Source organism: Microcystis sp. M_OC_Ca_00000000_C217Col, assembly GCF_007095585.1.
In the GTDB taxonomy this organism is placed as follows: Bacteria; Cyanobacteriota; Cyanobacteriia; order Cyanobacteriales; family Microcystaceae; genus Microcystis; species Microcystis panniformis.
On sequence record NZ_SFBV01000258.1, the window covers coordinates 1 to 15,455 of the forward strand.

At 41.7% G+C, this 15,455-nt stretch carries 14 protein-coding genes; 4 read left to right on the forward strand and 10 right to left on the reverse strand.

The annotated features are described in order from the left end of the window. Nucleotides 1-262 precede the first annotated feature (262 nt). The 4 genes from EWV66_RS15935 to murQ form a co-directional block, all read right to left on the reverse strand. Entirely contained in the window at nt 263-841 is a 579-nt protein-coding gene (locus EWV66_RS15935; protein WP_052275315.1) for an esterase/lipase family protein, read from the reverse strand. Between the two features lie 109 nt (nt 842-950). Next, complete coding sequence (locus EWV66_RS15940; protein ID WP_287108341.1) at nt 951-1,316, reverse strand: DUF4164 domain-containing protein; 366 nt, start codon at nt 1,314-1,316, stop codon at nt 951-953. 180 nt (nt 1,317-1,496) lie between these two features. Next, nucleotides 1,497-2,987 carry a site-2 protease family protein gene (locus EWV66_RS15945; protein ID WP_287108343.1) on the reverse strand — a complete coding sequence of 497 codons (1,491 nt, stop codon included), beginning with the start codon at nt 2,985-2,987 and terminating at the stop codon, nt 1,497-1,499. Nucleotides 2,988-3,014: 27 nt separating this feature from the next. Beyond that, entirely contained in the window at nt 3,015-3,935 is a 921-nt protein-coding gene (gene murQ, locus EWV66_RS15950; protein ID WP_287108346.1) for an N-acetylmuramic acid 6-phosphate etherase, read from the reverse strand. Nucleotides 3,936-4,130: 195 nt separating this feature from the next. On the opposite strand from murQ, the gene rplU reads away from it, so the two are divergent. From rplU to EWV66_RS15965, 3 genes are all read left to right on the forward strand, one after another. After that, on the forward strand, nt 4,131-4,520 hold the full coding sequence (gene rplU, locus EWV66_RS15955; RefSeq protein WP_046662996.1) for a 50S ribosomal protein L21: 390 nt from the start codon (nt 4,131-4,133) through the stop codon (nt 4,518-4,520). Between the two features lie 34 nt (nt 4,521-4,554). Next, nucleotides 4,555-4,824: a 50S ribosomal protein L27 gene (gene rpmA / locus EWV66_RS15960; RefSeq protein WP_002744094.1), complete on the forward strand. Its 270-nt coding sequence runs from the start codon at nt 4,555-4,557 to the stop codon at nt 4,822-4,824. A gap of 147 nt (nt 4,825-4,971) precedes the next feature. Continuing rightward, nucleotides 4,972-5,904: a phytanoyl-CoA dioxygenase family protein gene (locus EWV66_RS15965; protein ID WP_287108347.1), complete on the forward strand. Its 933-nt coding sequence runs from the start codon at nt 4,972-4,974 to the stop codon at nt 5,902-5,904. Between the two features lie 213 nt (nt 5,905-6,117). Here the strand turns inward: EWV66_RS15965 and EWV66_RS15970 are convergent, their stop codons facing one another. The 3 genes from EWV66_RS15970 to accA form a co-directional block, all read right to left on the reverse strand. Then, nucleotides 6,118-6,471, reverse strand: a complete 354-nt coding sequence (locus EWV66_RS15970) for a HepT-like ribonuclease domain-containing protein (protein WP_061430529.1) — start codon at nt 6,469-6,471, stop codon at nt 6,118-6,120. After that, nucleotides 6,461-6,751, reverse strand: a complete 291-nt coding sequence (locus EWV66_RS15975; RefSeq protein WP_052275319.1) for a nucleotidyltransferase family protein — start codon at nt 6,749-6,751, stop codon at nt 6,461-6,463. Before EWV66_RS15975 ends, EWV66_RS15970 begins: the two co-directional genes overlap by 11 nt. Before the next feature lie 137 nt (nt 6,752-6,888). Further along, nucleotides 6,889-7,878: an acetyl-CoA carboxylase carboxyl transferase subunit alpha gene (gene accA, locus EWV66_RS15980; protein WP_002760280.1), complete on the reverse strand. Its 990-nt coding sequence runs from the start codon at nt 7,876-7,878 to the stop codon at nt 6,889-6,891. A 435-nt stretch (nt 7,879-8,313) separates the two neighbouring features. Here accA and EWV66_RS15985 point away from each other — a divergent pair, with 435 nt between their 5' ends. Beyond that, complete coding sequence (locus EWV66_RS15985; protein WP_052278341.1) at nt 8,314-9,261, forward strand: fused MFS/spermidine synthase; 948 nt, start codon at nt 8,314-8,316, stop codon at nt 9,259-9,261. A gap of 223 nt (nt 9,262-9,484) precedes the next feature. On the opposite strand, the gene recJ is transcribed toward EWV66_RS15985, so the two are convergent. The 3 genes from recJ to sbcC all read right to left on the reverse strand — a co-directional run bounded on the left by recJ (nt 9,485) and on the right by sbcC (nt 15,341). Beyond that, nucleotides 9,485-11,767 carry a single-stranded-DNA-specific exonuclease RecJ gene (gene recJ, locus EWV66_RS15990; RefSeq protein WP_287108348.1) on the reverse strand — a complete coding sequence of 761 codons (2,283 nt, stop codon included), beginning with the start codon at nt 11,765-11,767 and terminating at the stop codon, nt 9,485-9,487. Between the two features lie 276 nt (nt 11,768-12,043). Beyond that, the gene (locus EWV66_RS15995) at nt 12,044-12,298 is read right to left on the reverse strand and encodes a MoaD/ThiS family protein (protein ID WP_002760275.1); all 255 of its coding nucleotides are present in this window, start codon (nt 12,296-12,298) and stop codon (nt 12,044-12,046) included. A 19-nt stretch (nt 12,299-12,317) separates the two neighbouring features. Next, complete coding sequence (gene sbcC / locus EWV66_RS16000; protein ID WP_287108349.1) at nt 12,318-15,341, reverse strand: exonuclease subunit SbcC; 3,024 nt, start codon at nt 15,339-15,341, stop codon at nt 12,318-12,320. Nucleotides 15,342-15,455: the final 114 nt, after the last annotated feature.

Consider the following 15,455-nt stretch of genomic DNA (forward strand, 5'->3'; position numbering starts at 1 on the left):
TAGGGCTTGCTGAATAAATGTGAAATGTAGGCAAAGTAAGGGTTTTGGGGCTTTTCTCGCTCCCACAGGTGCAAGATTTTGAGAGAATCGTCGTTCAAAACCTCGCGTCTTCATCGGCCCGCGTCCTGTAGGGGCGAAGCATTCGGGCAATAACCTATCGGTGAAACCGGAGATTTTCTATCCGAATGCTTCGCCCGTACTTTTTCAGCATTTTGTTGGTGATATTTTGACCTTGTTCTGGTATTGGAGAGAACCAGTATTTCTATTCTAATAAAGTCTCTTTAATTGTTGTTAAAACTTTACTATCTTTGACCATCCAAGCATGAAGCAATACGGGAATGGAAATTTCTTTGCCCACCGATAAACGGGAACTATGGGCAGGAAATATCATTAAATCGTAGGGAGTCCAGATAATTGTGGTTTTAATTTTATTTAAAATTTGTTGACAATCTTTATTTAAATCCTCTAGAAATTGACTCCCCGGCTGCATTTGTCTAATCCCATCTAAGGGTAAACTATACGCGGTTAAAGTGCCTCGATTCGGAGCAGAAATATTTAGGTAACGTTGCACTCTTGCCACTCCTCCCAATCTTTGCAGGTAGTAGCGGGTAATTAATCCTCCCATACTAAACCCAATCAGATCTACTTTCTGCTCTTTAGCAAAGTTTTTCTCGATATAATTCTCCACCTGACCGGCTAAAACTTCTAACTTTTTGTAACCATGATTGGGAATTAGATTAAAACTATGCACCTGCCAACCATGATAGTTTAAATACTCGCTCATCGGTTTAAAAACAGCAGTAGTGTCCAGAAAACCATGCACTAAAACGACAGGATTCATAGATGAGGGTTTATCCTTGAATTTCAGATCTATTCTAACGGATGATCGGGGTAATGAGCGAAAAATTTTTGGGAAGAGCCTATCTACTAGGTACGGCTGCAGTCAACTTCTAAGGATTAGGGAAAAAACCAAAAAGTTTAGCGGCACCTCCTAAAATAGCGACTACCAATGCTATCAGAATCCCTCGATTGGTGAATTCCTGATAGGCAACCCTTGCAGTTAATCCATTGATTTTTTCGTCTAAAGCTTTAATATCTCCCTTGAGTTCGGCCTGTCCTATTTCTACTTTAGTTAACCGGTCTTCTACCTTGTCAAATCTCTCATCAATACGGTTTTCCAGAGAGTCGATTTTCTCGTCAATACGTTTTTCCAGAGAGTCGATTTTCTCGTCAAGGCGTTTTTCTAGAGAGTCGATTTTCCCCTCAATCCTTGTCAGGACAGCTTCTAGGGAATAAGTGACAGTTTCGTTAGACATTTTGAGCAACTCCAAAAGTCAAATCTTCAGGGGTAAATGCTGGAGGCTATATTTTACGGAAAAATCAGGGGTCTATAGGCAGACACGGATTCCCATTATAAGAAAATTATAAGTCAAGAATTGAGTTTTTGTCAAGCTTTTTTTTGACGGCAATCAATGGCAAGAATTTCGGGGAAGTATTTAGCCACCGATGCCTAAACGTCCCGCTAAACTAGGGCTTAAAGGAATCAGAGTCGCTAACATTAAAAAGAGCAGTAATAAACCCCAACCAGCGCGGGTGTCATCGGGTTCGGTTAACTCGTTTAAATTAGGTCGTTCCAACTCTCTTTGTAAAAAAGCGACCAAAATTGTCCAATAGAGAGGAATGGGATTACTGGGATTAACTAAGGAAATAATGCCCAAAATAACCAAAGTGGCCACAGTGGTGCGGCGGGCAATTTTGCGACCATAAATAGCCTGAACAATTCTACCACCATCTAACTGTCCGGCGGGCAGTAAATTAAGGGCAGTAATCACCAATCCTAACCAACCGATAACAGTTAAAGGATGCACGGAGATAACAGCATTTTGTAACTCGTCGCCCAAAAATATCCGGGCTAAAGAACCCACTAAAATTGAACTTTGGAAAAAGTTACTAGGGATTTGAAAAAGGCTGGCCGAATTAGATAAAGTCAGTCCAACGATTAATAAGATTAAAGAAACCAAACCTCCCAAAGCAGGACCAGCGAAAGCTATATCAAATAGAACACTGCGGTTAGGTAATAAAGATTCAAAACGAGTAATCGCCCCAAAAGAACCAATCTGCCAAGTGGGAAGAAAATAGGGTAAACTGAGACGAACATTATGGCGTTTAGCGATAATTAGATGACCGATTTCGTGGGCAATTAATACCGACCATAAACCCAAACTCAGGGGAATTGCTTCTCGATATCTCTGCCAATTACCAAACAAATCAAAACCTAATAGAATTCCAGCTGCTTCTAAGCTAGTGACAAGGGTGGCGACTAACAAAACTAAAGAGAGATTTTTTTGAGCAAGAGTGGCAGGACTAGGATCGTTAGTTTTGGGAAGGATAATTACCACCGGTTTTTCCTCGGTTCCTTCCACCAGAAATAAACGATATTTATCGCCAAAATGATTACTTAATTTCTGGGTTAAGCGCGAGTGAACTAGAGCCGGTTCTCCCCGTAAATTGCCTTTAAAAATCGCCCCTTCCTGAAAAGAGATAGTTTCGGTGGCAAAAAAAGTATCTATACCAAAAATACTCTGAATAACTTTTAAATCCTGTTCGGAAATTGGCATCACATCCGGCACAATTGCTGTCACCGCTGCCGGGATTTCTAGAGGAGTAACGGACTGGCTGACTGCTGGGTTAACTTTCGGTTCAATTATCTGATTGGTTTTCAGTAAGCGTAAACGGTTGCCCAAATAAATATAGATAATGGTGGAAGCAACCAGTAAAAAGAGAATTACCGCTAGATTGAGATAAATTCCCGCCGCAAATAGCCCGAAAAAAATTAACCAAGGAGCAATTAGTACCAAGGATTGTAACCAAGGTAAAATTCCCAGTTGGCCGTAGGGTTTAGCCCGATAAAAACTCCAAGTCAAGATAGCACCAGCGACGAGGAAAATAACAGCGATCGCAGCAATTTCCGAAGAAATATTAACCATAGGAAAGTCAAAATTAATAGGTTTTTATCAATCAATTTGATTATAAGCTTGCAGGGCGGCCCGTAATTGCCCTCGATGCTTTTGTAACAATTCTTGTCCTGCCGCCGCCGAAAGTCCCGTTTTCTGCATTAACAAAGCCAGTTTAACCCGGCGGCCACTTTTTTCCAGTAAAACAGCCGCTTCCTCGCGACTAACATCGGTAAGGTGGCAGATAATTCGCAGGGCGCGGTCATGGAGTTTATGATTAGTAACAGCCACATCGACCATCTGGTTGCCGTAAACCTTGCCTAACATTACCATTGTCCCTGTGGAAAGGATATTTAAAGCCATTTTCGTCACCGTTCCCGCTTTCAGACGGGTGGAGCCGGCCAGAAGTTCTGGTCCGGTCAATAAGCGGATATCCACATCCACCGCAATCTCCACCTGTTCGGCGGGGACACAACTAATAGCAATCGTCGTCGCACCCCGCTGTTTTGCCGCCTGTAAAGCCCCGTGAACGTAGGGAGTAGTACCCCCGGCGGTAATCCCCACTACCACGTCTAATTCGTGAATTTCTCGCTGGGCAATAATCGCCGCTCCATCTTCCGCTTTATCCTCCAAATCTTCGGAACTACGCACCAGCGCCGCCGCTCCACCGGCAATAATTCCCTGTACCAATTCCGGGGGAGTGCAGAAGGTGGGGGGACATTCGGCCGCGTCCAAAACCCCCAGCCGGCCACTGGTTCCTGCTCCAATGTAAAAGAGTCTGCCACCTTTAGCCAGAGCTTGACCGGTCAGGGAGATTGCCAGGGCCAATTCTTGCCGGGCCATGGCGATCGCTTTTAGGGTTTGGGCATCCTCCTGATTGAAGAGATCCACCAATTCGAGCGGGTTTAATTGGTCTAAATTTAGGCTGTTTGGGTTAATTTGTTCGGTTAACAGGTGTCCTCTGCTTTCCCACTGTTCCATAACGGTTTAATTGAGCTTTTTGTAAGATTATTTTTAGTATATAGCCAATCGGTGGGCTAAAAGCTTGACAATTGCCCCCCGAATATTAGATGATAGGAAATTGTGTCAATTCCTGCTCGGATCAGGTGAAGACATTAGCACAAAAGCTGGAATTTTTTTCAGCTACCTGTACGGCAAAACGAGCGCAGAAAATTTATGAGTTACGCGATTATTGAGACCGGTGGCAAACAGATTCGGGTGGAACCCGGTCGCTATTACGATATCGAACTTCTTCCCGTCGATGAACAAAGTACCCATACCATCGACAAAGTGCTATTAATCCATGATGAGGATGATATTAGCATCGGTCAGCCCTTTATCGAAGGGGCCACCGTCGAAGGCACTGTCATGCAACATCGTCGGGGCAAAAAAGTTATTGTCTATAAAATGCGCCCGAAAAAGAAAACCCGTAAAAAACGCGGTCATCGTCAAGAAATTACCCGTTTTATGATTGATTCAATCAATTATAACGGTAAAACTCTAGTCGCCACTGCTGCTACCTCCGGCGCTGAAGTTGTGGAAGATAGTAGCGATAAAGAAGAATAACTTTTACAATCAAAAAAGCATTTGGAGAGAAATTATGGCTCATAAGAAAGGTACGGGTAGTACCCGCAACGGACGCGATTCTCGTTCCCAGAGACTAGGCGTTAAGCGCTACGGTGGTCAAGTGGTAAAAGCGGGAAATATTCTCATCCGTCAACGGGGTACTAAAGTTCACCCGGGTAAAAATGTTGGTCGTGGTGGCGATGATACTTTATTCGCTTTAATTGATGGTGTGGTCAAATTTGAATACAAGGATAAAAGTCGCCGTCAAGTTAGCGTTTATCCTGCTGAAGTTAGCGCCAGTTAATCCCATCAACCCTGATTAATTTTTTCCCTGTAACCTCCTAACTCATCCTAGGGGGTTTTTCAAATAATTTATATCTGTTGACAGGGTAGATCGATCGCTCATAGATTAGATATAGTCCGAAAGTAGCTCCGAAAAGATGAACTGAGTATGATTCTTAAAATTGCCGATATCTTAAAAAATTTGCCCTGGTCTTTCAATTCTACTGCCGAATTACCCTGGTTGGATCGCTCGCGAGCGGAAAAATCCCTGCAAAAAGCTCGTCAACAACAGCGAATTTCCGCAGAAGAATATCAACTCCTTGACCATTGGCGAGAATTGGGTTATTGTATTGTCAAAGATTTAATTCCCGCAACGGCGATCGATAATTTAGTAGCGGAATTAGCCGATTTATTTTTCCTAGAATCGGCTATCCCTGGATTAAGAATTGAAGGCATTCAAGCAGAAAATCTACCGGCGAGTTTAAGTCACGAGCAAGTTTTAGCCCTAGATATCGAGCAAAGAAAAGCCTTGGTTAATTCTATTTGGCGACTTCATGGCTTTCATGAGATTTCCCCCGCCGCTCAAGCAATTTTTGACAATCAAAATCTGAGAGATTTAGTTAATTTAATTATTGGCAAATCCTGCGAACCGAGATATTCCATCAACTTTCTGCACGGTACAGAGCAGGGGCTGCACGAGGATATGGCAGTTTTTTATGTTCATCCGGCTAATCATTTAGTTGGTGTTTGGATTGCCTTGGAAGATATTTCCGCCGATGCTGGCCCGCTAATTTTTTATCCTAAATCTCATAAAAATATCAAAGTAACTGACTTTTTTCCAGACTATCCCGCCGTCAATCTTAAAAATATTACTGCCGAGCAAATTCCCCAATACCAAGATTATGTTAACCAGCGCGCTCAGAATTATGACTGTCAATCATTTACTGCTAAAAAAGGAGAGATTCTTCTCTGGCACGGAATGTTAATTCATGGTGGTGGGAAGATTAATAATACCCTGCTAACCCGTAAATCGATGGTCATTCATTTTATTGCCGAGGGTGGCGATTACAACGATCGGGCTTTGGGACCTTTTAATTGGTAAGATTAATTTACCACTAATAACTCGGAAATAATCGGAATAATACTAAATCCGTTTAGTATAGGCTACTTATGAGGAGAGGCAATAGGGGTAATAGATAATCCGTCTTTAATAACTGGATTTAGTATAACATCGGATTTTAACAGGTCAAAAGTCTTATTTTAAAAGGGTTTTACCATCATTCAGCAAGCCCTAAATATGACAAATGCCCCGCAACTATTCTGGTTTTTTTTCCCTTGACAATACTTCTTGTAGTTGTGGTACTAAGGTCGGCAAATCTTCTCGAATTGTTGCCCAAATTCTACTTAAATTAACTTGAAAATATTCGTGAGTTGCAACATTTCTCATTCCTGCCATTAAACGCCAAGGAATAAGAGGATAGCGAGACTGAATTTCCTTCGGTACATTTCTAGTTGCTTCTCCGATAATAATAAAATCATAGAGAACCGCTTTGATATTTGTTTGATTCTTGGCAAATTCCTCAAACGTCATTGCCTTTGTTCGCTGTTCAATTTCACTGATAGATTCTAAAATGTCTTGAAGGCGAAGTCGCCAATCTCTAGAAGGCATTGATCAGATCCTCAAGCACAGGTTCCCGTAAATGTTCTCTTAAGGCATCCTGAGTTCCTAAATCCACAGAGCATCCCAGAATATCTTCTAAATAATACTGTACTTGCAGAAGTTGAAAAAAACCACCTTGTCGATCGAATTCTACTAACAAATCTACATCACTATCGGCATCAGCTTTATCCCTGGCCACTGAACCAAATAAAGACAAAGATTTCACCCCTAGTTTTTGTAACTGTTCTCGGTGTGCCTCTAGAATTGCCAGCACCTCGTCCCGTTTCATTTGGTGTGTCCTTGAACCTGCCATCAATATTATAGCTTTGTCGGTGCAACCCTTAAACTGAAGCTGAAATCTTCCAAATCTACAAAACAAACTAATCACTGAAAACTCACATCTGATAACTGCTCACTGCTCACTGATTAAGCTGTAGCTTCTAAAAATACGCCTAAATTGCGGAATTTTTGATAACGAGATTCGCGCCGTTGTTGGGGAGTTAACAAAGATAAAGCCTCTAAATTTTCACTAATAGCGGCTTTTAAATTGGCTGCCGCTCTAATCGGATCAGCATGGGCCCCTCTGGAGGGTTCAGGAACGATCTGATCGATAATATTTAACTCTTTTAAATCTTTTGAGGTAATTTTGAGGGCAACTGCCGCTTTATCGGATTTTTTGGCATCTTTCCAGAGAATGGCGGCACAAGCTTCAGGAGTCGCCACGGTATAGACAGAATGCTCTAACATTAACAGGCGATCGCCGACACCAATGCCCAAAGCACCGCCCGAACCACCTTCGCCAATAACAGTACAAATGATCGGCACATCTAAACGGAACATCTCCCGGAGATTATAGGCGATCGCTTCCCCTTGACCTAATTTTTCCGCTTCCACCCCCGCCCAGGCGCCGGGGGTATCAATAAACGTTAAAATTGGCTGATTAAACTGATGGGCGTGTTCCATTAAACGCATGGCTTTACGATAACCACCGGGGGCAGCCATGCCGAAATTTCTAGCCACATTATCCTTAGTATCCCGGCCTTTTTGATGTCCGATAATCACCACGGGACGACCGTTAAAACGGGCAACACCACCCACAAGAGCGGGATCGTCGTAACCACCGCGATCACCGTGTAACTCGAACCATTCATCGGTGATTGCCTGAATATAGTCTAGGGTACTGGGGCGCCGGGGATGACGAGCTAATTGTAGCCTTTGGGAAGGGGTGAGATTGCTAAAAATCTCACGACGTAATTGATTAGCTCGTTCGTCTAGTTGACTAATTTGTTCCGAGACATCTACGCTATTTTCTTGGGCTAATTCTTTAATCTGTTCGATGCGGGATTCTAATTCGTAGAGGGGTTTCTCAAAATCTAGGAGAAAAATCTTTTTCTCGGTAGTCTCGTTTTTGGTCATAGGTTAGTGGCTAGAAATTTACTTGGAGCTAAGTAGGTAGGCGTTAAAAATTATCAAATACCCCCCTTGTCAAGGGGGGATTAAGGGAGGATTAAGGGGCGATCGGCACCCCCCTTATCAAGGGAGATCCCCCCGCCTATCGGCACCCCCCTTATCAAGGGAGATCCCCCCGCCTATCGGCACCCCCCTTATCAAGGGAGATCCCCCCGCCTATCGGCACCCCCCTTATCAAGGGGGGCAGGGGGAATCAGAGGCAAAATCTATCTTCAATTTAATTATAACTACTTACTTAATCTTTTCTAGCTTACCGTTTTTCAGCGATCGATTATCGGCAGCTTCGGGATAACCTGGAATTATCTCCAGGTTATCGATCGAATTTTGTCAATTGTTGTATAATGATAGATCGTGCCTTTTTCACCCCAAGGAGGATTAGTTATGGCAGGAAGTGAACTAAAAGCGGATCTATGGGTTAACGAATATATTACCCCCTGGGACATTTATAGTCATGGGGTTTCGCGGATTTTAGCCTACAAAAAAACCGCTTTTCAGGAGATGTATATTGTTGAGTCGGGGGCCTATGGAAAAGCCTTGGTACTGGATGGGAAATGGCAATCTTGTACGGGGGATGAATTTATTTATCATGAAGCATTAGTGCAACCGGCAATGATTGCCCACCAAGAAGCCAAAACTGCTTTAATTCTCGGAGGTGGTGAAGGTGCGACAACGCGGGAGTTATTGCGTTGGAAAACAATCGAAAAAGTGATGATGATCGATATCGATGGGGATGTGGTGGCAGCTTGTAAGGAACATCTTCCCGAAATGCACCAAGGCACTTTTGATGATCCTCGTTTTCAGTTAGTTGTGGCCGATGCTTTAGAAGTTTTAGACACCACTAACGATAAATGGGATATTATTATCTCCGATCTGGTTGATCCCATCGGAGAGGGTCCTTCTTTCCCCCTATTCACGAAAGAATACTTTGAAAAACTACAAAGAGTTTTGGCCGAAAATGGCATTGTTGTTGTTCAATCTGGCCCGGTTTCTCCTCCTTCGGTGATGTATCATGCGCGTTTGGTGAATACTTTAAAAGCAGTTTTTCCCTACGTTCATTCCTATTGCGCTCCCACCCCTAGTTATGGTTCCCCTTGGGGTTTTACTCTCTGTGCTAATCATCCTTTAAATACTCGTCCCGATCCCGATGTGGTGGATGAATTAATCAGCGATACAACTACGGGAGGATTACGTTTAATTGATGGCATGAGTTTACTAGGAATGTTACAAACTCCTCTCTATATTCGTCAAGCTATCGCACAAAATACGGAAGTTTATACCCTGGCAAAACCTCCGAAATTCTTCGGTCAAGGAGTAATCAGTAATCAGTAATCAGTAATCAGTTATCAGTTATCAGTTATCAGTTATCAGTAATCAGTTATCAGTAATCAGTTATCAGTAATCAGTTATCAGTTATCAGTAATCAGTTATCAGTAATCAGTTATCAGTAATCAGTTATCAGTTATCAGTAATCAGTTATCAGTAATCAGTTATCAGTAATCAGTAATCAGTTATCAGTAATCAGTTATCAGTTATCAGTAAATAAGAGTTATAATTAAAAATCGATCGAGTCTTCATGATTAAGAATTGCTTGCAGAATTTCTAGGGGAACAGTAGCAAAGTATTGCTGGAGAAAGTTCTCTAGGGCCACCGCTTCTAGAAATTGCTCAATCTTATTAATTTTTGCCTCATGATTGACTAATTCAAAGGATAAATTTTCTTGATTTTTCTTGACTTTAAAGCCATTTTCTGCTAGGGAAATTAATCCTAATTCTAGGGTATGATAGCTGAGGTTTAAGCGGTTTTGTAATTGTTGACAGGAAATGCTGGTTTTAGTTCTAGCTAAATATTTCCCGATCCCGACAAGGTTTATCCATGGGGTGTGAGCGGATTTTTTCAAAGGACTAGCATAGGCAAGAACTAACTTTTTATCCCGTAAAATTGCCTGTTGATATTCCCGGGAAAGTTTTGTCCAATCCCGGGGACATTCCCAGAGAAAAAGGGGATTTAATTGGCTAACTTCTTGACTAATTTCTCGATGGCGATTGTCGATTAAAAAATCTTTTTTATTGCCATAGCTTAAGGATGCTTGTTGATAGGGTTGCAGAGCAATTAAGCGCACTTCATAGCGATTTTTGGAGGTATTAAAATCCAATTCGACTACGGCATCATAACGGGTATCGGCAGCAATTTCATCTTTGTGATGACCCCACCACATACCGGGGAAACCCTGCTCGATTGAACTATCCCAGATCTCAAAAGTTGTCCGGAGATAAGCGATTTTTTTGCCCTTGAAATCCTCAAGATTTTTATGCCAAAGATTTTGAAAATAACAATTTTGAATTAATAGCTTCGGTGTCGGATTACCCATCCCGCAGGGTTCCAGTAATTTTAATTCTCGAAATAGACTTTTTCCCAATTGGGAAACCGTCACCACCGCATCCACTTCTATCTGGGAAGAAAGGGAAGTTAAATCAATTCCTGTGCGTCGCAACTGTTGATTAATTCCCTCAATAAATAGGGGTAAATTTTCTAGAGCTAAACTTAAACCTGCGGCCAAAGGATGACCACCAAAACGATGTAAAAGATGGGATTGAGAGGATACTAATTGATAAAGATCGATCTCGCGAATTGACCGAGCGGAACCCTTAGCAAAAGGTGGTTCACTGGTACTTAATAAAATTGTCGGTCGCTGGTATTCTTGGGCAATTTGTCCCGCAACTAATCCTAAAATTCCCGCCGGCCATTGGGGATCATCTAAAATAATTACATTAGTGGTGGAAAGATCAATTCTCTCTAGTTTTTTCTGAACTTGTTTCATAATATCCCGTTGGATTTCTTGGCGACGAATATTGGCTAATTCCGCTTGTTCAGCTAATTCGTGACAACGCTTTTCATCTTCACTGGTGAGTAATTCCACACAAAATCTAGCATCGCCATAAATGCGACTGACGGCATTAATTCGCGGTCCAATACCGAAGGATATATCCATCGGTCTATCTCCGGTTTTGTTACATAAATCGAGTAATTTTTTAACTCCTAAACGCTGAGTATTTTGGAGCTTTTGCATACCTTTTTGGGCTAAATAACGACATTCTCCCGTCAATTTGACTAAATCGGCAATTAAACCAATCGCAACTAAATCCAGTAAATTTTCTAGGGGTTTTCTGGGAATATCTGCAAGGGTTAAATACATCGCTTCCACTAATTTATAAGCAACGGCAACCCCAGAAAGATGATAGAAAGGATGGGTTTCCACAAAATAGCGGGGATTAATCAGGGCAATCACCTCGGGGCGCTCGTCGGGTAGGGTATGATGATCGGTGATGATAATATCGATTCCTAGACTGTTTGCATAGTCAATTTCAGCGATATTCGTGCTTCCCGTGTCACAGGTGACGATTAAACGGGTTCCTTGATGCGCTAGTTTCTCGATACCGGGACAATTGAGGCCGTGGGATTCTTTTTGGCGATCGGGTATGTAATAATCTAACTGTTGATAGGGTGGAAAAAACTGCCCCAATCCTTCCCAAAGGACACTGGTAGCGGTGACACCATCGGCATCAAAATCACCCCAAATAGTCACTTTTTCGCCTTTATTTAGGGCTTTTTCCAGTCTTTTGACGGCGAAGTTCATTTCTTGCCCAAAATCAAAGGGAGTTTTTGACTGATAAGCTTTCTCATCCAGAAACGTCCGCAGAGTCGCCCCATCTTGGACACCGCGATGCCATAATATTTGTGCCACGACGCTGCCATCCGACTCTGGGGTGTAGTCTTGGACTATTTTTAAAAACTCTTGGGGAAGCTCTACCGATGGGGGAATTTGCCAGTTAGACACGGGATATCAGGGAAAAAGTAAAAAAGGTGGCAGTTTTTGTGATTTTCCCTATCTCCATTTAGGGCTTGCTGAATAAATGTGAAATGTAGGCAAGGTAAGGGTTTTGTGGCTTTACGAGCGAAACAGGTGCAAGATTTTGAGAGAATCGTGCTTCAAAACCTTGCGTCTTCATCAGCCCGCGTCCTGTAGGGGCGAAGCATTCGGACAATAACCTATCGGTGAAACCGTAGATTTTCTATCCGAATGCTTCGCCCGTACTTTTTCAGCAAACCCCATTTAGCCACCACTAACGGGGGGAATTAAAACTATCTCATCGCCATTTTCGAGGATTTTCTCTCCCGAAACAAACTGAAGATTAACTCCAAAACGAGTAACGTCGCGCCATCTTTCTAATTGGGGATAGGGGGCTATAATATAGTTTAACACTGCTGCTGCGGAAGTGTGGGCAGGAAATTCGAGGTTTAATTGTGAAGTTTGATAGACTTCTTGATAAATAGCAAATAGTTTTACTGTGATCGTAATCTTTTCCATCTTTACATCAATATTTTTTCTAGGATAATAACATTAATTGAGAACCCTGTTCGGTTTTGCGGACTTCGATGCGATGTTGAAAAGCTTCTTTAAATTGGGGCATATGAGTTACCGTCAAAATACAGGCAAAATCGGCGGATATAGCGTTAATTGCCGCAATTAAGCGCTCGCATCCTTCCGCATCCTGAGTTCCGAATCCTTCGTCAACAATGAGCATTTGTAAGGCTGTTCCGGCTCTTTGTGCCAATAATCTCGCTAAAGCTAATCGAATCGAGAAATTAATCCGAAAAGCTTCCCCTCCTGAATAGGTTTCGTAGGGACGAGAGCCGCGGGTATCACCAATAATAATATCTAAAGTATCGATTAACTTTTGTCGCTGTTTCTTCGTACCTTTACCGCTTTTTTGGGTTAAAAACTGCACATGAAATTGATTACCGGTTAAGCGAGCTAAGATATGATTAGTTTGTGCTTCCAACTCTGGTAAAACATTCTCAATCATCAGAGTTTGTAAACCATTTTTGCCAAAAGCTATGGCTAACTCTCTATAAACTGTATATTGTTTTTTAACTTTAGCTAAATCGCTTTCTTTTTCTATCAGTTGTTTACCTAAAGTTTCCAGTTGATGTAACTTCTCCTCAACCCGACCTTTTTGGGAGAGCAATCCATCAATTATCTGTCTTCGCTGTTGAATATTAGTCGATAACACGGCTATTTCTTGGCGATAGTCAGTCAAAGTACCAATCTTTTGACTAATATTTGCTAACTCCTGATTCAGCTTCTGGCGATCCTCATTTCGCAGCTGTAATCTTTGCTCAATGTCAGCAATTTTAGCAGCTATTTCTGGATAATTTTTTTCTGCTTGTTGCCAATCTTGATACTGTAATCTTACTCCCTGTAATTGTCGGATCAGATTTTGAATATTCTGATGTTCACTGCGATCATAATTTAAGTTTTGAATAAACTTTTCTAAGCGTTCAATTTCCTGTTTAAGTGGGGAATTTTGACCTAGTTCTCGTTTCTCCTGTTCTAGTCTAGCTAGTTGATTAATTAAATTAGGTTTCTCGGCATTGATATTAGCTAAACGACGGTTTGCTTGCTTAAGTTCTGATTCTTGAATTTCTGCCCAACGCCATCTTTTTTCTTCTCCTCTGACTAAAGCATGACTTTGTTCATCATAGTTTAATAGGGCGATTTCTTGATTGACAATTTGCAATTCTTGCTGTAATTCTAGGGCATAATTGCCACTGCTTAAAAGTGCTTCTAACTGGACAAGTATCTCCTCGTTTTTCTCTAGTTCTATTTCCTTTTCTTCAATAGTTTCTAACTTGACTTCTAACTGCATATATTTTTGTTGTAGATTCGATCTTACTGGCAATTCTTGTTTAATTTGGGCTAATTCCTCGCGTAAACGTTTTAAATCTCGATCGCAGTCTGCCATCCCTTCCTGTAGGGACCAGATTTGCTCTTGAATTTGTTCTTGATGTTGATGGGTTTTCCTGATTACCTGATGACGGTGATGACTGTCTAAATTCTGTTCACACAAAGGACAAACCGAATCGGGAATATTTAATTTTTCCAATTTATCAGTTAACTCTAAAAGTTGTTCTTCATATCTTTTCTGCTGCTCCAATAAACTTTTTTTATCCACCTGTTTGAGGGTTTCCTTTTCTTCCACTCGTTCACAATAGGTTTGTTTTTTATCTAGTTCCTTAATTCGTTTGGCTAAATTGAGAGCTTCCTCTCTTAGCAGAGGAATCCGAGCGATTTCTGTCTCTAATTGTTGCCGATTTCTTTGCAGTTGTTCTCGACGAGCATTAATCCTGGCTTTTTCCCGTTCCAACTGCATATTTAGATCAGCTTTTCGGCTATTTAAAGGAGCATATTTTAAAGCTAATCTATCCAATTCCTGAAGACGTTGACGATGATAATTTAATTTCTCTAATCCTGCTTGAATATCCCCCCCTTGCTCGATAATTTTCTGAGTTTCTTGTTCCTGTCTTTCCAATTCTTCTAAACGAGCGCTCGTTTGTTGGATGGGAAGGGTAAATTCGTTAATTTTTTGCTGTAATTTCTGTTCTAATTGTTGTTTATCATACTGGGCCTGTTGCCAAGCTTGTAATTGACTTGACAAACTTGCCTCTTTCTGGTCTAAATTGATTAGGCGCTCGTGTGCAGTAATAATGTCATTTTTGCGATGAAGAATAGTCCTAATTTGATTTAATTGATTGTCTAGACTAACTTTTTCCCGGTCTAATCTCTCGATTTCTGCTAATAAAGCTCGCTCCTGTTCTCTTTGCCACTGCAGCTGTTTTTCCCAATTCTGACGCTGATTTTCTTCCCCTTGCAGTTGCTGTAAACGCCGATTATTTACCTCTTGTTCTTGATTAATTTGGTTAATTTGGCTGCTTAACTCTTGCAGGTGTTCTTGATAAGAATTTTTCTCCTGAAGACGGAGTTTGATAGTTTCTACCTGCTGCTCAATCTGGAGGGACTGTCCATCAAATTGTTTCGATATATCCTTGGCTTTATTTGCTAAAATTTCATAGCGATCAAGTTGTAATAATTCTGCTAAAATCTGTTTACGACCACTGGGAGGCTGTTTCATAAACTCGTCCGCTTGTCCCTGTCGTAAATAAGCAGAATTAATGAAAGTTTTATGGTCTATTTTTAGATAAGTATTAATCTGTGCTTGGGTATCTTTAATACTTTTACCCGATAAAGGACGAAAACTTTGATCATTAATCACCTGAAAATCTAAACCAGAAGCTTTCCCCCCCCGGTGACGACTACGGATAATTTTATAGATTTCTCCCCCATAACTAAACTCGAAATCTACCCGCGCATAATCGCTGCCCGCATGAATCACATCATCACCAATCGAGACGCGACTTTCCCCCCAAATTGCCCAAGTAATTGCTTCGAGTAAAGAGGATTTTCCTGCACCATTGGCACCACAAATACAGGCAGTATGTAATCCGCGAAAATCTAGCACTGCCTCGCGATAACTGAGAAAATTTTTTAGGGTTAATTGTAGGGGAATCATAAGCTGGGGAAGTGGGGAAGTGGGGAAGTGGGGAAGTGGGGAAGTGGGGAAGTGGGGAAGTGGGGAAGTGGGGAAGTGGGGAAGTGGGGAAGTGGGGAAGTGGGGAAGTGGGGA

Coding starts and splice junctions, on each gene's coding strand:
- EWV66_RS15935 (WP_052275315.1), bottom strand. CDS start 841: ATGAATCCTGTCGTTTTAGTGCATGGTTTTCTGGACACTACTGCTGTT.
- EWV66_RS15940 (WP_287108341.1), bottom strand. CDS start 1,316: ATGTCTAACGAAACTGTCACTTATTCCCTAGAAGCTGTCCTGACAAGG.
- EWV66_RS15945 (WP_287108343.1), bottom strand. CDS start 2,987: ATGGTTAATATTTCTTCGGAAATTGCTGCGATCGCTGTTATTTTCCTC.
- murQ (WP_287108346.1), bottom strand. CDS start 3,935: ATGGAACAGTGGGAAAGCAGAGGACACCTGTTAACCGAACAAATTAAC.
- rplU (WP_046662996.1), top strand. CDS start 4,131: ATGAGTTACGCGATTATTGAGACCGGTGGCAAACAGATTCGGGTGGAA.
- rpmA (WP_002744094.1), top strand. CDS start 4,555: ATGGCTCATAAGAAAGGTACGGGTAGTACCCGCAACGGACGCGATTCT.
- EWV66_RS15965 (WP_287108347.1), top strand. CDS start 4,972: ATGATTCTTAAAATTGCCGATATCTTAAAAAATTTGCCCTGGTCTTTC.
- EWV66_RS15970 (WP_061430529.1), bottom strand. CDS start 6,471: ATGCCTTCTAGAGATTGGCGACTTCGCCTTCAAGACATTTTAGAATCT.
- EWV66_RS15975 (WP_052275319.1), bottom strand. CDS start 6,751: ATGAAACGGGACGAGGTGCTGGCAATTCTAGAGGCACACCGAGAACAG.
- accA (WP_002760280.1), bottom strand. CDS start 7,878: ATGACCAAAAACGAGACTACCGAGAAAAAGATTTTTCTCCTAGATTTT.
- EWV66_RS15985 (WP_052278341.1), top strand. CDS start 8,314: ATGGCAGGAAGTGAACTAAAAGCGGATCTATGGGTTAACGAATATATT.
- EWV66_RS15995 (WP_002760275.1), bottom strand. CDS start 12,298: ATGGAAAAGATTACGATCACAGTAAAACTATTTGCTATTTATCAAGAA.
- sbcC (WP_287108349.1), bottom strand. CDS start 15,341: ATGATTCCCCTACAATTAACCCTAAAAAATTTTCTCAGTTATCGCGAG.